We start from the raw sequence: 16,331 nt of genomic DNA, 5'->3' as shown, positions 1-16,331 counted from the left end.
CAAAAAATACCAAGATGGGAAATAATGTGAAAAAAGTATGGTTTATCACAGGTGCATCGACAGGCTTTGGAAGAGCATTCGCAGAATACGCCATTCAACAGGGTTACAACGTAGTGATCACCGCCAGGCGGCTGGATAAGCTGGAAAGTATCAAGGCGCTGGCGCCCGGCCAGGTAGAAGCATTACGGATGGATGTCAACGACAGCACCGAAGTAGCCGGGGCAGTGGCGGCGGCGACGAGCCGGTTTGGACGGGTGGACGTCCTCATCAACAACGCCGGGTACGGTATCGTGGGCGCAGTGGAAGAAACGCCTGAAAATGAATTACGGGCACAAATGGAAACGAACTTCTTCGGTGCGGTAAGCGTGACCCGCGCCCTCCTTCCCCTGTTCAGACAGCAGCAGTCAGGCGCCATCGTCAACATCAGCAGCCTGGGCGGGCAGCTGTCCTATCCCGGATTTGGCGCCTACTCCGCCTCAAAATTTGCGCTGGAAGGCATTTCGGAGGCATTGGCCGCCGAGCTGGCGCCCCTGGGAATAAAAGTGCTGATCGTAGAGCCGGGACAGTTCAAAACAGATCTGGCAGGCGCAGCCATGCGATTCATGCCGGAGATCTCCGCTTATAAAGATACGGTCGGGCCAATAAGGAATTTCGCCCAAAGCATGCACGGCACACAATTTGGCGATCCCTTCAAAGCTGCCGCCGCCATCGACAAGGCCCTGGCAGCCGCCAGCACACCGTTGAGACTGCAATTGGGCGAAGATGCGGTCAGTTCCATTAAACAGCACAGCGAAAATCTTTTGAAAGAGCTTGCGACGTGGGAGCAGCTGGCGGTGGACACCAAAATAGATGGTTAGTTAAATAAAATAAGGACCCATGTACTTCACCACGCTGCCCGATCACACTGACCCCACGTTCGACGAACAGCTGCATTTCAGCAGGTTCAAACAGCGCAATATCATATTCAATGCCTCGTCTTACAAGAGCCATTGCCAGCGGCACGTAGGCTGTCTGTCCATTAAGACCATATTCAGCGGAGAGGAATGGTATGGCATAGACCGTCATCAGCTGGTGGTAAGGCCAGGGCAGTTCCTCATCCTGAACGACGACCAGGAATATGCCTGCAGGATGGATAGCGCCGTTAAGGTCAGGGCGGTATCCGTCTTTTTCAGGAATGAATTCGCTTCCGCCGTACTGAGGGACGCACTGTGCAGGGAGGAAAATTTGCTGGACACCCCGTTCGAAACAGGCGGGCAGCCACTGGAATTTTTCCAGACGCTGTACGACACGGACCCCTCGCTGGAGGAAAAGCTACTGGGCCTTGTAAACGCATTGGATGAAAATGGCTATGACAGCAACATGGTGGATGAGCGCCTGGTCTTTTTGCTGCATCATTTGATCCGCACCCACAAAAAAGAGGCGGAACGCGCCCGCCGGGTAAGCGCCGTCAAAGCAGCCACCCGAAATGAGATCCACCGACGGTTGTGCATCGCCAAAGACCTGTTGCATTCCAATTTTATGGAGCAGCCGGACCTGGCCTCCATCAGCCACCTGGCCTGTATGTCAGTCCCCCAGCTGGTGCGGCAGTTCAAGGCGGTATTCCGGACCACGCCCCATCAATATCTCATCAGGCTGCGGCTCGCCCATGCGGCCAGGTTATTACAACAGTCCTCCATGCCCGTGCACGAGATCACCTGGATGTGCGGTTTTCAGAATACCAGCGCCTTTTGCCGTGCATTCAGGACCGCCTATGGCCTGCCACCCCTCGACTTCAAGGCAGCCAGCTGATAAAATTGAGCATTTCTGCACATGCTTCCTCCCGCCGGGAAAATAGATTTGGGCAAACACAGATCTATGATGATACAAAAATGGTTCGATGCAGTCCCCGGCGATGCCTCCCGCGGCCTGGATATTGTTCGTGTAATGACAGCGCTGAATCTCATGGCCCACGGTGTGCACGGCCTGTTCGACCCCGAAGGCGTGCGCGGGTTTGGAGGCTACCTCAGCTCCATTGGTTTTCCCTTTGGCGTAGGCTGGGTCTGGGCGATCATCGTCATTCAGATCGCCAGCAGCGTGTTACTGATCCTGCGCCGCCTGGTGGTGCCCGCCTGCATAGGCCATCTCGTCATTCTCGTCGCCGGCGTCTGGCTGGAACATGCCCCGCATGGCTGGTATGTCGTCGGTCCCGGGGCCAACGGCATGGAATACAGCGTTCTGCTGATTGCCTGCCTGGTTGCGGTACTATGGACTTATTGGCCCCCGAGGGCTGTTGCGTCATAGCCCGTTTTTTTATGCCAGTAATAGTAAGATAAAATGCCCGGAATGATCCAGACGAGCATGACGAGCATCATAGGATCGAATTTCCCCGACGCGGCAAGGCCCGAATAAATGGCGCCGGCCAGGTCGAAGAACAATCCGGCATAGGCCCATTCCTTGATCCTGTAGAGGCCTGGGATCAAAATAGCAATGGCTCCCAGCACTTTGGCAATACTGATGTATTGAATAAAATAGATCGGGTAGCCAAGACCGTCATGCATCATCTTGATCTCGTCGGCGGTGGGCTTTATGCCGCCCACGGCGGAGAACACCATCAACAATGCAAAAAGAATGGTAAAGACCCAGTAAAGAATGTTGAGCGTTTTGGGTTTCATGTAGGATTATTTTTTGGTTTGAAAATTGATCATCCAATTTATGCCATATTTGTCAGTAAAGGAACCAAAATAGGCGCCAAAGAACATATCCTGCATGGGCATGTCGATCTTACCGCCCACCGATAGTTGATCAAAAAGTCTGGTGGCTTCCTCCCTTGTTTCAGGCTCGATGCTGATATGCATATTATTGCCCTGGACCAGGGTGAATCCCATTTCTTTAGGGGCATCTGTTCCCATTAGAATATGATTGCCCGTAATGGGAAGTTCAACGTGCAGCACCATTTTTTTCAACGCTTCGGCAACAGGCGGATGATCGGCGTCTGCCGGCAGATCGCCAAACCGTTGGATCCCCCCACCCGCAAATTCCGACTTAAATACAGATTGGTAGAACAGGAAAGCCTCTTCCGTATTGCCGGGGAAGTTCAGGTAAGTGCAAACCCTGGGTGCATTGTCCTTCTTATAGGCGCTCCTTAATTTGAATTGCGCCTCGATGTATTGCTCCAGGTTATTCAGCGTCATGGCAAGTCCCTCCTTGAATCCCATCTGGACCACTTTTTCAAGATCGGAAAGACTTTGATAGACGATGGTAATGCTGACGGTGGTGGTAAATGCATCCTCGCGGAACACGTTGGTGAATTGCGAGCGGGGGAAGTCGGGATTGACATTCCCGGCCTCGTCGGCGAAGGCGTCCAACGCTGAAATGCTTTTTTGGTATTCGATCTTTTTATAGTCGGTCCGGTTCCAATGAGCGACATTGTCGGGAGAGACCATGGCGTAATGCCAGAAACCGCCTTCCCTGAAGTCCATCGACTTCGTCCTGGTTTGGTAGGGCTTGGGCGCAAACCAAAGGTCCAGCAGCTCCGGCTTCGTCCAGGCATCCCAGACCAGGGTAAGGTTGGCCGCAAACTCCCGCGTTACGTGGATGGTTTTCTTTTCCTTGTCTACAGTAAAATCAAACAGCAAATTCGAATTCATTTTTTAGTGTTTTTGATGGTAGCTAATAAGGTGTCCAGCTGGCTGAAGCGGTTTTCCCAGATCTTCCTGAACTGGTTCAGCCACTTGTCGATCTCTTTCATTTTATCAACCTGGAGTTGATAATAGATCTCCCTGCCTTCCTGTTTTTTTGTCAGCAGATCGCATTCCGACAAAATGCGCAAATGCTTGGATATGGATTGACGCGTCGTATCGAAATGCTCGGCAATGGCATTGGGGGTCATCGCCTGCAAAGCGATAAGTGCGATGATAGCCCGTCTCGTCGGGTCTGCAATGGCCTGGAAAATGTCCCGTCTCATTTAGTTAACCTCCCATCTCATTTAGTGAAAGTTAAAATATGCATCCGAACGGTTGCAAATATATGCGCACCCAATTGGTTTCGCAAATTTTTTTATAAAAAAGAAGGAAGGGAGGCGTTTTTCTTTAATTGCCAGTCTTTTATCAAATAGAAAATACAAATGAAAAGAGACAGGCAGTTCCAGTAAAAATACCTGAATTCAGTATCCACCTGGAAAATGAAGAACTGTGACAACATATACAATAATGACGAGGAGGCTAATACAAAAACAATTTTCCTGATACTGGCATTATAAATATAGAAGCCCGCAATGAAAATGCTGACATTCAGGAGAAGCCAGCACCATGGCCGCATATAAGGCGCGCCCGACTGGAGCTTGATAAGCCATATAAAAGCCCGGGAAACAAAATTCGGTTTAAAAGTTATTCCGAAGTTGTTGGGAGGAACGACAGCGTTGAGTGTGACTATCCAGGTTCGTTTTTTGATCCGCAAAAAATAGAGAAAGCCATCCCATCTGTTATATAGATAGTCGCCGAAGTTGTTCGAAATGCTTTGAACCCAGGCTTTTCGGATAATATGCGAGGTACTGTCATTCAAGGCGAGAAAGGAAATTTTTTTTTCCTGGTTCCAATAGAGGTCATCGAAAGTGGCCGTTGTATAATTGGATCGCAGATAGACGGTGTCAAAGCCCGGGTAACTGTTGATAAAAGTTGGAAAATAGTTCTCCCCTGTTCTTACATAAACACCTGCCATGTCGTGCAGATAAAGTTTGTATTCGGGATATTGTTTTTGCGGCTTTAATATATAATTTAAAAGGGAATGGCAGCCGATAGCGGAAAGTAATAACAGCAGGACTGCCCCCGCTCTCCAAAACCTTGCTCTTTTCCATGGGAAGGACTGGTCGACCCATAGGTAAAATAAAGGTATTGCGCCTGGCAAGGCATTTATACGAACCACTGTTCCGTAAAGAATGAACAAAAATGAAAATACCGCCTCCGCCAGGGTCATGCGCCGGTCCTTGGATGCAGCCCTGGCAATAATGCTGACGCCGGCCAGCCACGATAAAGCCAACTGGGCATCTTTAATAATATATCCCGCAAAATTCTGTACAAAGGGCGCCAGCAGAAATCCCAAAAACAACCAGATGCGGCTGCGCCGGGATGAAAACCAACCTGTAGCCAGAAAATAAAAACTGGCCCACAATAAAGCCAGCTGAAACAGGAGCATCACCTGCGGCCCTTGATAAAGCTTGTTCGCAAGGCTCCAGAACCAGGCCATCAAAGGCGGATGCCAATCTCCATAATGCCCGCTGATGGACTGTCCATAAATATCTAATGAATCAGGGGACATGAACCCAGGATAATACGCAGTCAAATTTAAAAGGACACCGGTCATACCCAGGCAGAAAGGAAGTAAATAAATGCCGGAATTTTGATTCTTATGACTCTCCATTGATCGGTATCATTTATCCCACATGATTGCTAAAACATAGCAAGATACCTTCAATTGGCCAATAAATGACTGACATTCCATATTGGTACACCGGCTGTAACGAAACCGTACATCAGGGAGGCTGGCACCCCCACAAGAAATTGACAGCCAGCACGCTATTTCATGGCATTTATTTTGGAGCCCAATCGGACAACCATTCCGACAGCTATGCTTAAAAGTTATTTCCTCGTCGCCATCCGCAGCTTCTGGCGCAACAAAACCTTTTCCCTGATCAACATCCTCGGCCTCTCCATCGGGATCAGCGCCTCCCTCATCATCTTTCTCCTCGTCCATTTCGACTTCTCCTTCGATAAATTTGAAAAGGACGGCGCCCGCATCTACCGGGTGGTCCTGGACGCAAAAAATGATGGCCAGTTATCTTATAACAACTGCCTGCCAGTGCCCATGGGGCCAGCCATCCAAAAAGAACTGACGGGCATAGAATTGGTGGCCCCCTTCCGGACATTAGACGAACTTAAAGTGACCATCCCTGGCGCCGACGCCAGCCGCCCACTGGTCCTGAAAAAACAAAAAGACCTGGTCTATGCCGACGCACGTTATTGTAAGCTGCTCAACTATACCTGGCTCGCGGGTTCCACGGCCACCTCGCTGGAGGCGCCCTACCAGGTCGTCCTGACGGAAAAGAATGCACGGATCTACTATCCCGGCCTTCGCTATGGGGACATCATCGGCAGATCCATCGCCTTCGATGATACCATCCAGGCCACCATCACCGGTATTGTAAAAGACTTATCGGACAACTCGGACTTCTACTTCGGCGGGTTTATCTCCTTATCGACCCTTTACACCAGCCGCCTGAAACCCGATGATATAAACAATTGGGGCAGCATCAATTCGGCCGACCAGCTCTTCGTCCGCCTGTCGCCGGGAACAACAACTGCAGCAGTCAATGTACAGCTGGATCGCCTCCTGAAAAAATACAACCCTCCCAACGAGCATGGCGGCATAAACTGCCACCTGCAACCCCTGGCCGATCTTCATTTCAACCCACACTATGGCGTATTCGATGAGAGCCGGCAGGCCCATAAACCCACGCTCTATGGCCTGCTGGCCGTAGCCGCCTTCCTTCTCCTGCTGGCCTGTATCAACTTCATCAACCTCACCACCGCCCAGGCTTCCCTGCGGGCAAAAGAGATCGGTATCCGCAAGACCATGGGCGGCCATCGCCGGCAACTGGCCCTCCAGTTCCTTTCGGAAACTTTCCTGCTGACCCTGATCGCCACCCTCCTTTCCATCGCCCTGGTCCCCTGGCTGCTAAAGGTCTTCGCCGATTTTATCCCCGAAGACTTTCATATCAATGTCTTCCACCAACCGGAGGTCATCGGCTTTCTGCTGGCCCTGGTCGCCGCCGTCAGCTTGCTCTCCGGCCTCTACCCCGCCTTCGTGCTCTCCGCTTACAAACCCGTCCTGGTGTTGAAGAACCAGGCCAATGCCAGCACTGCCCAGACCCGGTCCAGCTGGCTGCGGAAGACCCTCACCGTCTCCCAGTTTGTCATCGCCCAGGTCTTTATCATCGCAACCCTCCTCGTTACCAAACAGATCAGCTATGGCCTCCATAAAGACCTTGGTTTTAAAAAGGACGCCATCCTCACTTTCCGCACGAATTATGCTGAAACAACCCCAAAACGGGCGCTCTTGCTCAGCAAGCTAAAAGCCCTGCCGGGTATTGTGCTTGTCAGTCAGTCCAGCGATGCGCCATCCTCCAACGGCACATGGACGAGCGGGATGAGCTACAACGATGGCAAAAAAGAGATCCAGAAAAATGTACAGGTAAAATTGGGGGATAGCAATTACTTCCGGATCTATAAATTCCGCCTGCTGGCCGGCGCCCCCGCTCCCCAGAGCGACACCACCAACGCGGTGGTGATCAACGAGTCCTATATGCATTTCCTGGGCTTTCAGCACCCGGAGGACGCCGTCGGGCAACAGATCAATTGGAACGGTAAGGTCCGTATCACAGGCGTCGTCGCCGACTTCCACCAACGCTCCCTCCATGACGCGATCATACCCCTCGTCATCGCCAACGGCACGCGGAAGGCCACCGTTTTTAACATCGCCCTGCAACCACAAAATCCCAGCGCCTGGCCGAAAACCATCGCGGCGATGGAAAAGGCTTTCAAATCAGTGTACCCGAACGACGATTTCGAATATCGGTTCATCGACGACACCATCGCCAAATTCTATACCGCGGAAAAGAACATCGCCCGCCTGCTGGCCTGGGCAACGGGCCTCACCATCTTCATCAGCTGCCTCGGCCTCCTGGGCCTGGTCATCTATATCACCAACCAACGCACGAAGGAGATCGGCATCCGCAAGGTCATCGGCGCCACCGTCGTCCAGCTTATATTCCTGCTCTCCCGCGATTTTCTGAAACTGATCGGGCTGGCCATCCTCATCGCCCTTCCCATCGCCTGGTGGGGCAGCCGCAAATGGCTGGAGAATTTCACCTATCGCACCCAGCTCAGCTGGTGGGTCTTCGCCGCTGGAGGGGGCGCCCTGCTGTTCATCGCCCTGGCCATCCTTTGTCTCAGGACCTTCAAGGCGGCGGCCATGAATCCCGTGGAGAGCCTGCGTTCGGAGTAGCGGCCCCGGACCGTTTCAAACGGCCGACATGCTGAAGTAAACCGTATATTGTGCACCACCCCCCGTAAGCAACGGAGAGGCAAGATGCCAGAATATACCATACTGATTTCCGACAGGTACGCGCGTCATCCGGATCATGTCCTTGGCGGAGATAAAGAAAGTCCTGGAATCGATGACGTCATCTTTGAGATCCAGCCCCGAATTAATAGCATCGGTGATATCCGGCGCAGCAGCTTTAAGGATCGCCTCGGCCACAGGCGCCAAAAAATCTCCCACATACGGGATCTGGCCAATTCCCAATACAACCCCTTTTGACGCCTGTTCAACGCCCGCCCTGACCGCTTCTTTATATTTATCCGGATCGGAGTCATCGTGTTCCATCAACAGCACCGATATACTCAGCCCCTCTGGTTCCCCCCTGTACAATTCAATATTGTCAGGCCTTGAATCGCCCGAATCGACGTCCTCATAGATCGTCGTTCGGATGGTCGCAGTGTGCATTTGATCCGCCCCTATCACCCCAAAGATCGCATAAGGCTCGTCAGAATTGGAGCCCTGATCCCAGTCCATCTCGGTGGTGCAATACATCCCGGCGTACCGGACGCTAACCTCCCCCAGCTCGATGGCGCCGACATCCGGCCACCAGTAGATGCTGCCATTTTGAAATTTGGAGGCGCGTCCGCCGTCCGTAAAATCCTGTTCGTCTGACAAGGGCCATCCCAGCCAGCTGTTGGGCCCGCCAAGTTCGGCATACCTTTGTCCGATCGCACCGTAAACGAGATAAACGCCCAGGGCGGAATAATAAATGCTCGAGTGATTGGTTGTATATTCTCTGTAAAACCCATCCCCCGCCGCCACCAGGCCGGCGCGGCCCGGCACTTTGGGAGATCCCGGGGTCCCCTTTAATGAAGCCCATTTTTCATCGATCTTGCGTGCCGCAGTGGTTGCAGGAAGTTCCGCTACAGGTTTATCAGGATAGAAAACAGGGGACCCCTGTCTGGTGAAACCTGGTATCGTCTGATTGCCATTGACGATTGTTGACGTTGGTTTTCTGATTGACGTTGCCATTTTTTTTATTTTTTACTTTTTTACAATTGATATCACTGACAAATGTATAGGAACGAAAAAAGGCGATCAATCCCATAGGTATGGTAAATTACCAGCATGAATGAGGCTGCCGTACCATAAACATGGCAGCACGCACGGTTTTTCGGTCAAGTCATAAAAGAACAGTATATTTAATCATCCCTTTAAAAAGATGATTAAGTTCCTTATCATATGCAGCCTGGTTTGCCTGGAGGTTCCCTCCTTTGCACAACTGGAAACCAATGCATCCCCATCGGAACTGATCTCCTCTTTACAGAAAAAAAACCCTGATTCTATCAAGGTGCAATATCTGCTGCAATTGTCCCTCTATTACTATTTCCAACGTGCCGACAGCACCAAAGCCCTGGACAGCGTGCGCACACTCCTGCAGCAGGCGAAAGAACTGAGTGACGAAATTCATTCAGTCAAATGGCAGCCCGAGATCCTCTGCTTCTTGGGGAAATACTATTACAAGACTGGGAAGATAGGCCAGGCGAACGACTATTTTATAAGAACAGCCAACGCCATTAACCATGTCGGCCCTGTCATCCGGCAGATTGAACGCTGGAAAGAGCTTGCCTGGAATATCCAGGAATTGGATACCATCGGAATGACAAGAACAGATTGTTTTGAAAAAATGATATCCCTGTACGCACAATTAAATAATAAGGAAAAAGAGATAGACACCCAACGGGACATTGCAGACACCCATATGAAGCAGGGGAAGCTGGATCTTGCTGAGCAGGAATTGTTGGAGGTATTGGCTTTATCCAAAGCTAACGGATCTTACCATCTTTTCTATACCTATAATTTACTTGCCGTAACCCACCATCTGAAAGGCAACTATAATAAAGCACTCAATTACGCATTACAGGCCATTGAAAGTATGCAAAACGCCGGCGGCAGCTGGCCCATCATCCTCTATAGCCATGTTGCGAATCTATATCATGAGTTGGGTCAGACTGAAAAAAGCATTGAATATTTCAGGATAGTTTTTAAACTAAGTCCCCCTAACCCCGTCGACTTCTATTACATCCGGGAAGCAGGTGTTTTTGTTCGTGATCTCATAAAACAAAAGAAAGAGGGCGAAGCACACGTATTCCTGTTCGACTTCTCAAAAAAATATCCGCCTGCCGATCCATATGGCAAAGCCAGCTTAGCGAGAACCTTTGCGTATTACTATAACGCCGTCCGGAACTATACCCTCGCGGACAGATATACCCGGCAGATGATCAGCCTGGAAGGTTTACTGGGAAGAAATAATGAGATCAGAAGGGATGTGGAGTACGACATCGGCGAGTATTACTCCGGCAAAAAACAATTTCAAAAAGCAGCAGCCCATTTCCAGATAGCCCTGGAGGAAGCCATGCTCAACAATTCCGCCAATGCCATCAAAGATATTAATTTAGCGCTGTATAAGACAGACTCATCCCTGGGAAATTATGCTTCTGCGATCCGGCATTTGAACAAATATCACGCGTTGAATGATTCTATTTTTGACGTAGCGAAACTAAAACAGATAGAAGAATTGGAGGTAAAATACGAATCTGAAAAAAAAGAACAGAATATCAGGCTGCTGGAAAAAGAAGGCGCCCTGCAACGAAATGAGATATTACAGGCAGGGTACACCCGCAATTGGATATTGGGCGGAATGGCCCTGTTACTGATAATAATGAGTTTACTGGTATACAATATTACACTCAAACAAAGAACAAATAAAAAACTGGGGCTGCAGCAAAAGGAGATTGAGCAACAAAACATCTCGTTGCGTCACCTGGTGAGTGAAAAAGAATGGCTGATCAGGGAAATTCATCACCGCGTAAAAAATAATTTCCAAACGGTGATGAGCCTGCTTGGCACCCAATCCGTCTACCTCAAGAATGAGGCGGCGCTGGACGCGATCGCGGAGGGGCGGCACCGGATCAATGCCATGTCCCTTATTCATCAAAAACTGTATCAGGCCGAAAACATGTCGTCCATCAATATGCCCGGGTACGTCAATGAATTAGTCGATTATTTACGCGACAGCTTTACGATCAACAATCGCATCCGCTTCCACCTGCAAATTGAAAGAATTGAGCTGGACCTTTCACATTGTATCCCGCTGGGGCTTATACTGAACGAGGCAATTACCAATTCCTTCAAACATGCATTTCCGGACGACAGGGAAGGACTCATATCCATTTCATTAAAGTGGAGCGCGGCCGATCATTTGTTGTTGACCCTGGAAGACAACGGAATAGGTTTACCCCCGGGATTTAATAATACCAAACAGGACACCCTGGGGATGAATCTCATCCGGGGGCTTAGTAAAGAAATCGGGGCCAGGTTGACCATACGCAGCCAAAATGGAACACAGATTGCTGTCAATTTTGTTTACGATCCCGACATTACCCACGGGATTAAACAATGGGGATCTGAAGCAACCTACTCGGTATGAAATAAAAATACCGGCAAACATAAAAATATGAGCAAGGTATCCAACAACAAAAAGAAGCCGTCACCGGAACAACGTGAAGCGCTGCTCAGCGCATTAAAAGCCCGTTTTGAGAAAAATAAACACCGCCATACGGGTCTTGAATGGACCAAAGTACAGGCGAAGCTGGAGGCTGATGCCGAAAAGCTGTGGTCGCTGCATGAAATGGAAAGAACGGGCGGGGAGCCGGATGTGGTTGGCTATGATAAAAAGACAGGCGAATACATATTCTTTGATTGTTCGGCGGAAAGCCCCAAAGAGCGCAGAAGCGTCTGTTACGACCGCGAAGCGCTGGAGTCAAGGAAAGAACATCCACCGGAAAACAACGCCATCGACATGGCTGCAGCCATGGGCATTGAGCTCCTGACGGAAGAACAATACCGGCAACTGCAGCAACTGGGAAATTTCGATATGAAAACATCGAGCTGGGTGAAAACGCCTCCTGATATCAGAAAGCTCGGCGGCGCCCTCTTTGCCGATTTCCGCTACGGCAAAGTCTTCGTGTATCACAATGGGGCCCAATCTTACTATGCCGCAAGAGGGTTCCGCGGCTCGCTAAGGGTTTGAGTTTTATAATGGATCACTCTGACCGCAGGCTTTTGACAGGGTTGGCCAAGGCCGCCGAGATGGATTGATAACTGATGGTCAATAGCGTAATAATAATAACCGTAGCCCCCGTCAGCCAGAAAAGGTCGGCCGTGATGCGGGTGCGGTAGGCAAACTCATTCAGCCATCGGTTCATCCCCAGCCACGCTATTGGAAATGCTATCGCAAGGGCAAGCGCGACGAGCAATAAAAATTCTTTGGACAGCAGATAAACGAGGTGGGCGACGGAAGCGCCGACCACCTTGCGGATGCCAAGTTCTTTTTGCCGCCGGTGGGCGCTGAAGGCCGCGAGGCCGAAAAGCCCCAGGCAGGAAATGAGGATCGCGAGACCGGCAAAATAGCGGGAGAGAACGCCTATCCTGATCTCCGACGAGTATAATTTTCGGTAATCTTCGTCAAGATATCGGTAGGCGAATTCCATCCCGGGGTTGAAGCGCATAAAGGCCTTTCGGACACCGGCTATTGCCTGCGCTTCGTTGCCGGTCTTTATCCGTACGATCACTGAATTGGTGACGGGATAGCAGCGGAAAAAGGCGGGCTTCACCGGTTGATAAAGCGACTCGAAATTGAAGTCAGCAGCCACCCCGACGATCTCCCTCGTCTCATCCCAGAAGCGCACGACAGTCCCGATGGGATTCTTCAGGCCCATCGCCTTAATGGCCGTTTCATTCATGATGATCTCATGTTGCATATTCCGGGAGAAATGGCGACCGGCCTTCAGTCTGAGCCCGATCGTCTGCAGGAAATTTTGGCCAACTTCGATGTTGGCGAATTCGATGTCCATGGTGGGATCTTTCCCCGTCCATTTTACGCCGCTGATCGCGCCATGATCGCCGGTCAGGTTGTGCGCATGGCTGCCGGCATTCAGGACGCCGGGAATATTATTAAGCTCGTTCACAAAGCTGGCCGCATGGACGAGATAGGTCGAATCCATCTTGATGGGGATATTGAAATCAATGACGTGATCCCGGTTATAGCCCAGGTCCCGGGATTGTATATAGGACACTTGCCGGTAGATGATCAATACACCGGCGATAAAAATGACCGACAGCGTAAATTGAAAAACGACGAGGCCTTTCCGTGCCCACAGTTCGCTCCAGGAGGTTTTCAGCGTTCCTTTCAAGACAGCCACGGGCCGGAAGGAAGAAAGATAAAAAGCGGGATAACTGCCGGCGAAGAGGCCAGTCACCACGGTGACGCCCAGCAGGCTGAGGATAAGCGTTGGCGCTAAGTGAAGCGCCAGCTGTTTGCCGGTGACGCTGTTGAAGACAGGCAGCAGCAACGCACAAATGGTCAGGGCCGCCAGCAGGGAGAAGAAACTCAGCAGGACGGACTCCCCAAGGTACTGCAGGATAAGGGTCCCACGGCCGGCGCCTACGACCTTCTTTATCCCTACCTCCTTGGCCCGTAGTGCGGCCCGGGCTGTGGACAGGTTCATAAAATTGATGCAGGCGATGATCAGGATAAAGACGGCAATGATGGTAAATAGCTTTACATAGACGATACGGCCGCCGCTTTGAACGCCGTTCTCATAGTGATTGTACAAATAGCGATCGGAAAATCTGCTGAGGAAGAGCTGCGGGTCCCAGCCGCCCGCCTTACCGCCCTGTTTTGCCAGGATATAATGGTCGAGCTTGCGGTTCATGGCGTTGAGATTTGCGCCAGGTTTGAGCAGTACGAACGTATGAGGGTCGGCGTTATACCATTGTTGAAGTCCGGGACGTTTTTCCAGGGCAAGATCAAAATTGAATAAAAGGCCGGGCTTTTCGGTGGCATTGGGCGGGTTGGGTTGGAAAATGCCACGGATCTCGTAGTCGCCGGTGAAATCGTACTGGTCGAAATGGATGACTTTTCCCACCAGGTCATGGGTGGTCCCAAAGAAGGTTTGTGCCAATGAAGCGGACATAAATACGCCTTGCTTATCGGCAAAAAGGCGGCCGCGGTCCCCTTCCAGGATGGGGCAGCTGAACAGATGGAAGTAACTGCTGTCGACAAACTGGGGTGTGGTGTTCAACTTTCTGTCGCCCATGCTTACCACTCCACTGGGCGTATTGGGGTCATTGAACCAGGATGCCGGCAATACCGTAGACGCATCTTCGACGTCGGGGAACTCGGCCCTCAGTGACTTGGCCAGGATCCCCGGCGTATACATGCCTGTCTGGAGGCCATTGGAGGTCTTGTTATTGGTCATTACCTGATAGAGCCGCGCGTCGTTGGGATTGTATTTCTCCATTCCATATTCGTCGGCGATCCAGAGGCCGATGAAAAGTGCGCAGGCCAGTCCGACGGACAGACCCAGGAGATTGAGCAAGGAGAATTGACGATCCTTGAGGAAGTTGCGCCAGGCCATCTTCAGGTAGTTCGTTAGCATTGGAGGATTCTTTGGTACTTCAGGCGCAAAAACATTTCCGGAATTTCAAGCAATTCAGCATCAGAAGATTATAAAGATCCGCCCGGCGGTGGCTGTCCGGAAATGATACAGGGGGTGTCCGGGGATAGTCATCCTTGTCTTGTCCTGAAATAGCTCCCGATGCCGGTCAATGAATGGCAGATACTAGGTAAGATTCCGCCAAATATAAATATTAATTTTAGCGGAATAGCACTAACTTTAGCTAGATTCCGCCAAATATAATAACTCAATAATGAACCCAAAATTCGTTGGTAGGTCTAAGGAAATAGAGATTTTGCAAAATACGCTTAAATCGGACAGGTCCGAGCTGATTGCTGTAATAGGCAGGAGGCGTGTAGGAAAAACTCATCTCATAAGACAAGTATATAATACTGTCCTGGATTTTGAGATGACTGGTATGCAACATACAGCCATGTCGACTCAACTGACCAATTTCGCGACAAAGATAACCCAATATGCAAAACCTGAATTTCCTATAAAAACTCCGGAAAACTGGCTCGAAGCCTTTAATCAATTGCAGATATACTTATCCCGGAGAAATGTAAGCCGGAAGAGAATAATTTTCTTTGACGAGCTGCCGTGGATTGCAACATCAAGATCAGGTTTCTTGGAAGCTCTCGGGCATTTCTGGAACGACTGGGCCGCCTATAACCAGGTAGTAATAATTATTTGTGGTTCAGCCGCCAGCTGGATGATACAACAAGTGGTCCACCACAAAGGGAGTTTACATAATCGAATTACAAAATTAATTCATTTACAACCCTTTACGTTGGCTGAAACAGCTCTATTCCTTCAAGTGAATAAAATCGCACTCAATCACTTTCAAATTGTTCAGCTTTATATGGTTACGGGGGGCATCCCTCACTATTTGAAAGAAATACAAAAAGGTCAAAGCGTTGCGCAAAATATCGACCAACTTTGCTTCTCGGGTCACGGGCTCCTGAAGGATGAATTTGATAAATTATATGCTTCACTATATGATAAACCAGAAAATCATATTGCTCTAATTAGATCCTTAGCCTCAAAATGGATGGGGCTTACCCGCTCCCAATTGTTAAAACTGACAGGCATGAAGGATGGGGGCCGCTTTTCCCGTATACTTACAGAGTTGGAGCAATCTGATTTTATCATTTCCATTCCGCCATTTCACAAGAAGAAAAAAGATATGTTATACCGGCTGGTTGATAACTATTCCCTTTTCTATCTGAAATTTATGGAGGGCAAAAAGAAAGGGAGTGAAGGTAGTTTTTTGAGCCTGGAACGTTCGCAGTCGTGGAAAGTCTGGTGCGGTTATGCATTTGAAAACATTTGTTTTACTCACATACCCCAGATAAAAGCATCCCTGGGCATAGGAGCCGTATATACTGAAGAAAGCAGCTACATCCAGAAAGGTAATACAAAGAAAAAAGGCATCCAGGTTGACATGTTGATCGATAGGGCTGATGGCATTATAAATGTCTGCGAAATGAAATTTTATGATGTGCCATTTACTGTCAATAAAAAAACCGCGGAGGAATTACAAGAAAAGAGGAATGCCATAAAGCAGGTGGCCCCACCCAAAAAAAGCATTCTCTTGACAATGATCACATGTTTTGGCCTCCAGGAAAACATGTATAGCAGCGAGTTGATACAAAACCAGCTCACAATCGAACATTTGTTTCAATAATTATGGATCATATTCGCGAAAGTCTATCCCTCATGATGTAAATTTGACCA

General features: G+C 49.9%; 13 protein-coding genes. 7 read left to right on the top strand and 6 right to left on the bottom strand.

Annotated features, from left to right (window positions below):
* Positions 1-14 precede the first annotated feature (14 nt).
* Genes Q4E93_RS19120 through Q4E93_RS19110 form a run of 3 tightly spaced genes read left to right on the top strand, consistent with a single transcriptional unit; the run spans position 15 to position 2,280 of the window.
* Positions 15-857 (top strand): oxidoreductase, encoded by an 843-nt coding sequence (locus Q4E93_RS19120; RefSeq protein ID WP_303587922.1) that lies wholly within the window; start codon positions 15-17, stop codon positions 855-857.
* Positions 858-876: 19 nt separating this feature from the next.
* Positions 877-1,788 (top strand): helix-turn-helix domain-containing protein, encoded by a 912-nt coding sequence (locus Q4E93_RS19115; protein ID WP_303587920.1) that lies wholly within the window; start codon positions 877-879, stop codon positions 1,786-1,788.
* Between the two features lie 21 nt (positions 1,789-1,809).
* Positions 1,810-2,280 (top strand): DoxX family protein, encoded by a 471-nt coding sequence (locus tag Q4E93_RS19110; RefSeq protein WP_303587918.1) that lies wholly within the window; start codon positions 1,810-1,812, stop codon positions 2,278-2,280.
* Here Q4E93_RS19110 and Q4E93_RS19105 read toward each other — a convergent pair.
* The 4 genes from Q4E93_RS19105 to Q4E93_RS19090 form a co-directional block, all read right to left on the bottom strand.
* Positions 2,250-2,651 carry a DoxX family protein gene (locus Q4E93_RS19105; RefSeq protein WP_303587916.1) on the bottom strand — a complete coding sequence of 134 codons (402 nt, stop codon included), beginning with the start codon at positions 2,649-2,651 and terminating at the stop codon, positions 2,250-2,252. The genes Q4E93_RS19110 and Q4E93_RS19105 overlap by 31 nt on opposite strands.
* A gap of 6 nt (positions 2,652-2,657) precedes the next feature.
* Positions 2,658-3,626 (bottom strand): SRPBCC domain-containing protein, encoded by a 969-nt coding sequence (locus tag Q4E93_RS19100; RefSeq protein WP_303587914.1) that lies wholly within the window; start codon positions 3,624-3,626, stop codon positions 2,658-2,660.
* Complete coding sequence (locus Q4E93_RS19095) at positions 3,623-3,943, bottom strand: ArsR/SmtB family transcription factor (RefSeq protein ID WP_303587912.1); 321 nt, start codon at positions 3,941-3,943, stop codon at positions 3,623-3,625. Before Q4E93_RS19095 ends, Q4E93_RS19100 begins: the two co-directional genes overlap by 4 nt.
* Before the next feature lie 92 nt (positions 3,944-4,035).
* A complete protein-coding gene (locus Q4E93_RS19090; protein ID WP_303587911.1) occupies positions 4,036-5,292 on the bottom strand; it encodes a hypothetical protein in 1,257 nt (418 codons plus the stop codon).
* Positions 5,293-5,601: 309 nt separating this feature from the next.
* Here Q4E93_RS19090 and Q4E93_RS19085 point away from each other — a divergent pair, with 309 nt between their 5' ends.
* Positions 5,602-8,037, top strand: a complete 2,436-nt coding sequence (locus Q4E93_RS19085) for an ABC transporter permease (protein WP_303587909.1) — start codon at positions 5,602-5,604, stop codon at positions 8,035-8,037.
* 15 nt (positions 8,038-8,052) lie between these two features.
* Here the strand turns inward: Q4E93_RS19085 and Q4E93_RS19080 are convergent, their stop codons facing one another.
* Positions 8,053-9,105 (bottom strand): LGFP repeat-containing protein, encoded by a 1,053-nt coding sequence (locus Q4E93_RS19080; protein ID WP_303587907.1) that lies wholly within the window; start codon positions 9,103-9,105, stop codon positions 8,053-8,055.
* Positions 9,106-9,295: 190 nt separating this feature from the next.
* Between Q4E93_RS19080 and Q4E93_RS19075 the strand changes: the two genes are divergently transcribed.
* Positions 9,296-11,563: a tetratricopeptide repeat-containing sensor histidine kinase gene (locus tag Q4E93_RS19075; RefSeq protein ID WP_303587906.1), complete on the top strand. Its 2,268-nt coding sequence runs from the start codon at positions 9,296-9,298 to the stop codon at positions 11,561-11,563.
* 27 nt (positions 11,564-11,590) lie between these two features.
* Positions 11,591-12,166, top strand: a complete 576-nt coding sequence (locus tag Q4E93_RS19070; protein ID WP_303587904.1) for a DUF4256 domain-containing protein — start codon at positions 11,591-11,593, stop codon at positions 12,164-12,166.
* Between the two features lie 13 nt (positions 12,167-12,179).
* Here Q4E93_RS19070 and Q4E93_RS19065 read toward each other — a convergent pair whose 3' ends face one another.
* Positions 12,180-14,576 carry an FtsX-like permease family protein gene (locus tag Q4E93_RS19065; protein ID WP_303587902.1) on the bottom strand — a complete coding sequence of 799 codons (2,397 nt, stop codon included), beginning with the start codon at positions 14,574-14,576 and terminating at the stop codon, positions 12,180-12,182.
* A 271-nt stretch (positions 14,577-14,847) separates the two neighbouring features.
* Between Q4E93_RS19065 and Q4E93_RS19060 the strand changes: the two genes are divergently transcribed.
* The gene (locus Q4E93_RS19060; protein WP_303587900.1) at positions 14,848-16,281 is read left to right on the top strand and encodes an AAA family ATPase; all 1,434 of its coding nucleotides are present in this window, start codon (positions 14,848-14,850) and stop codon (positions 16,279-16,281) included.
* Positions 16,282-16,331: the final 50 nt, after the last annotated feature.

The organism is Flavitalea plasmicola, from assembly GCF_030546645.1.
GTDB lineage: Bacteria > Bacteroidota > Bacteroidia > Chitinophagales > Chitinophagaceae > Puia.
This window is presented reverse-complemented; position numbering and strand designations above follow the sequence as displayed.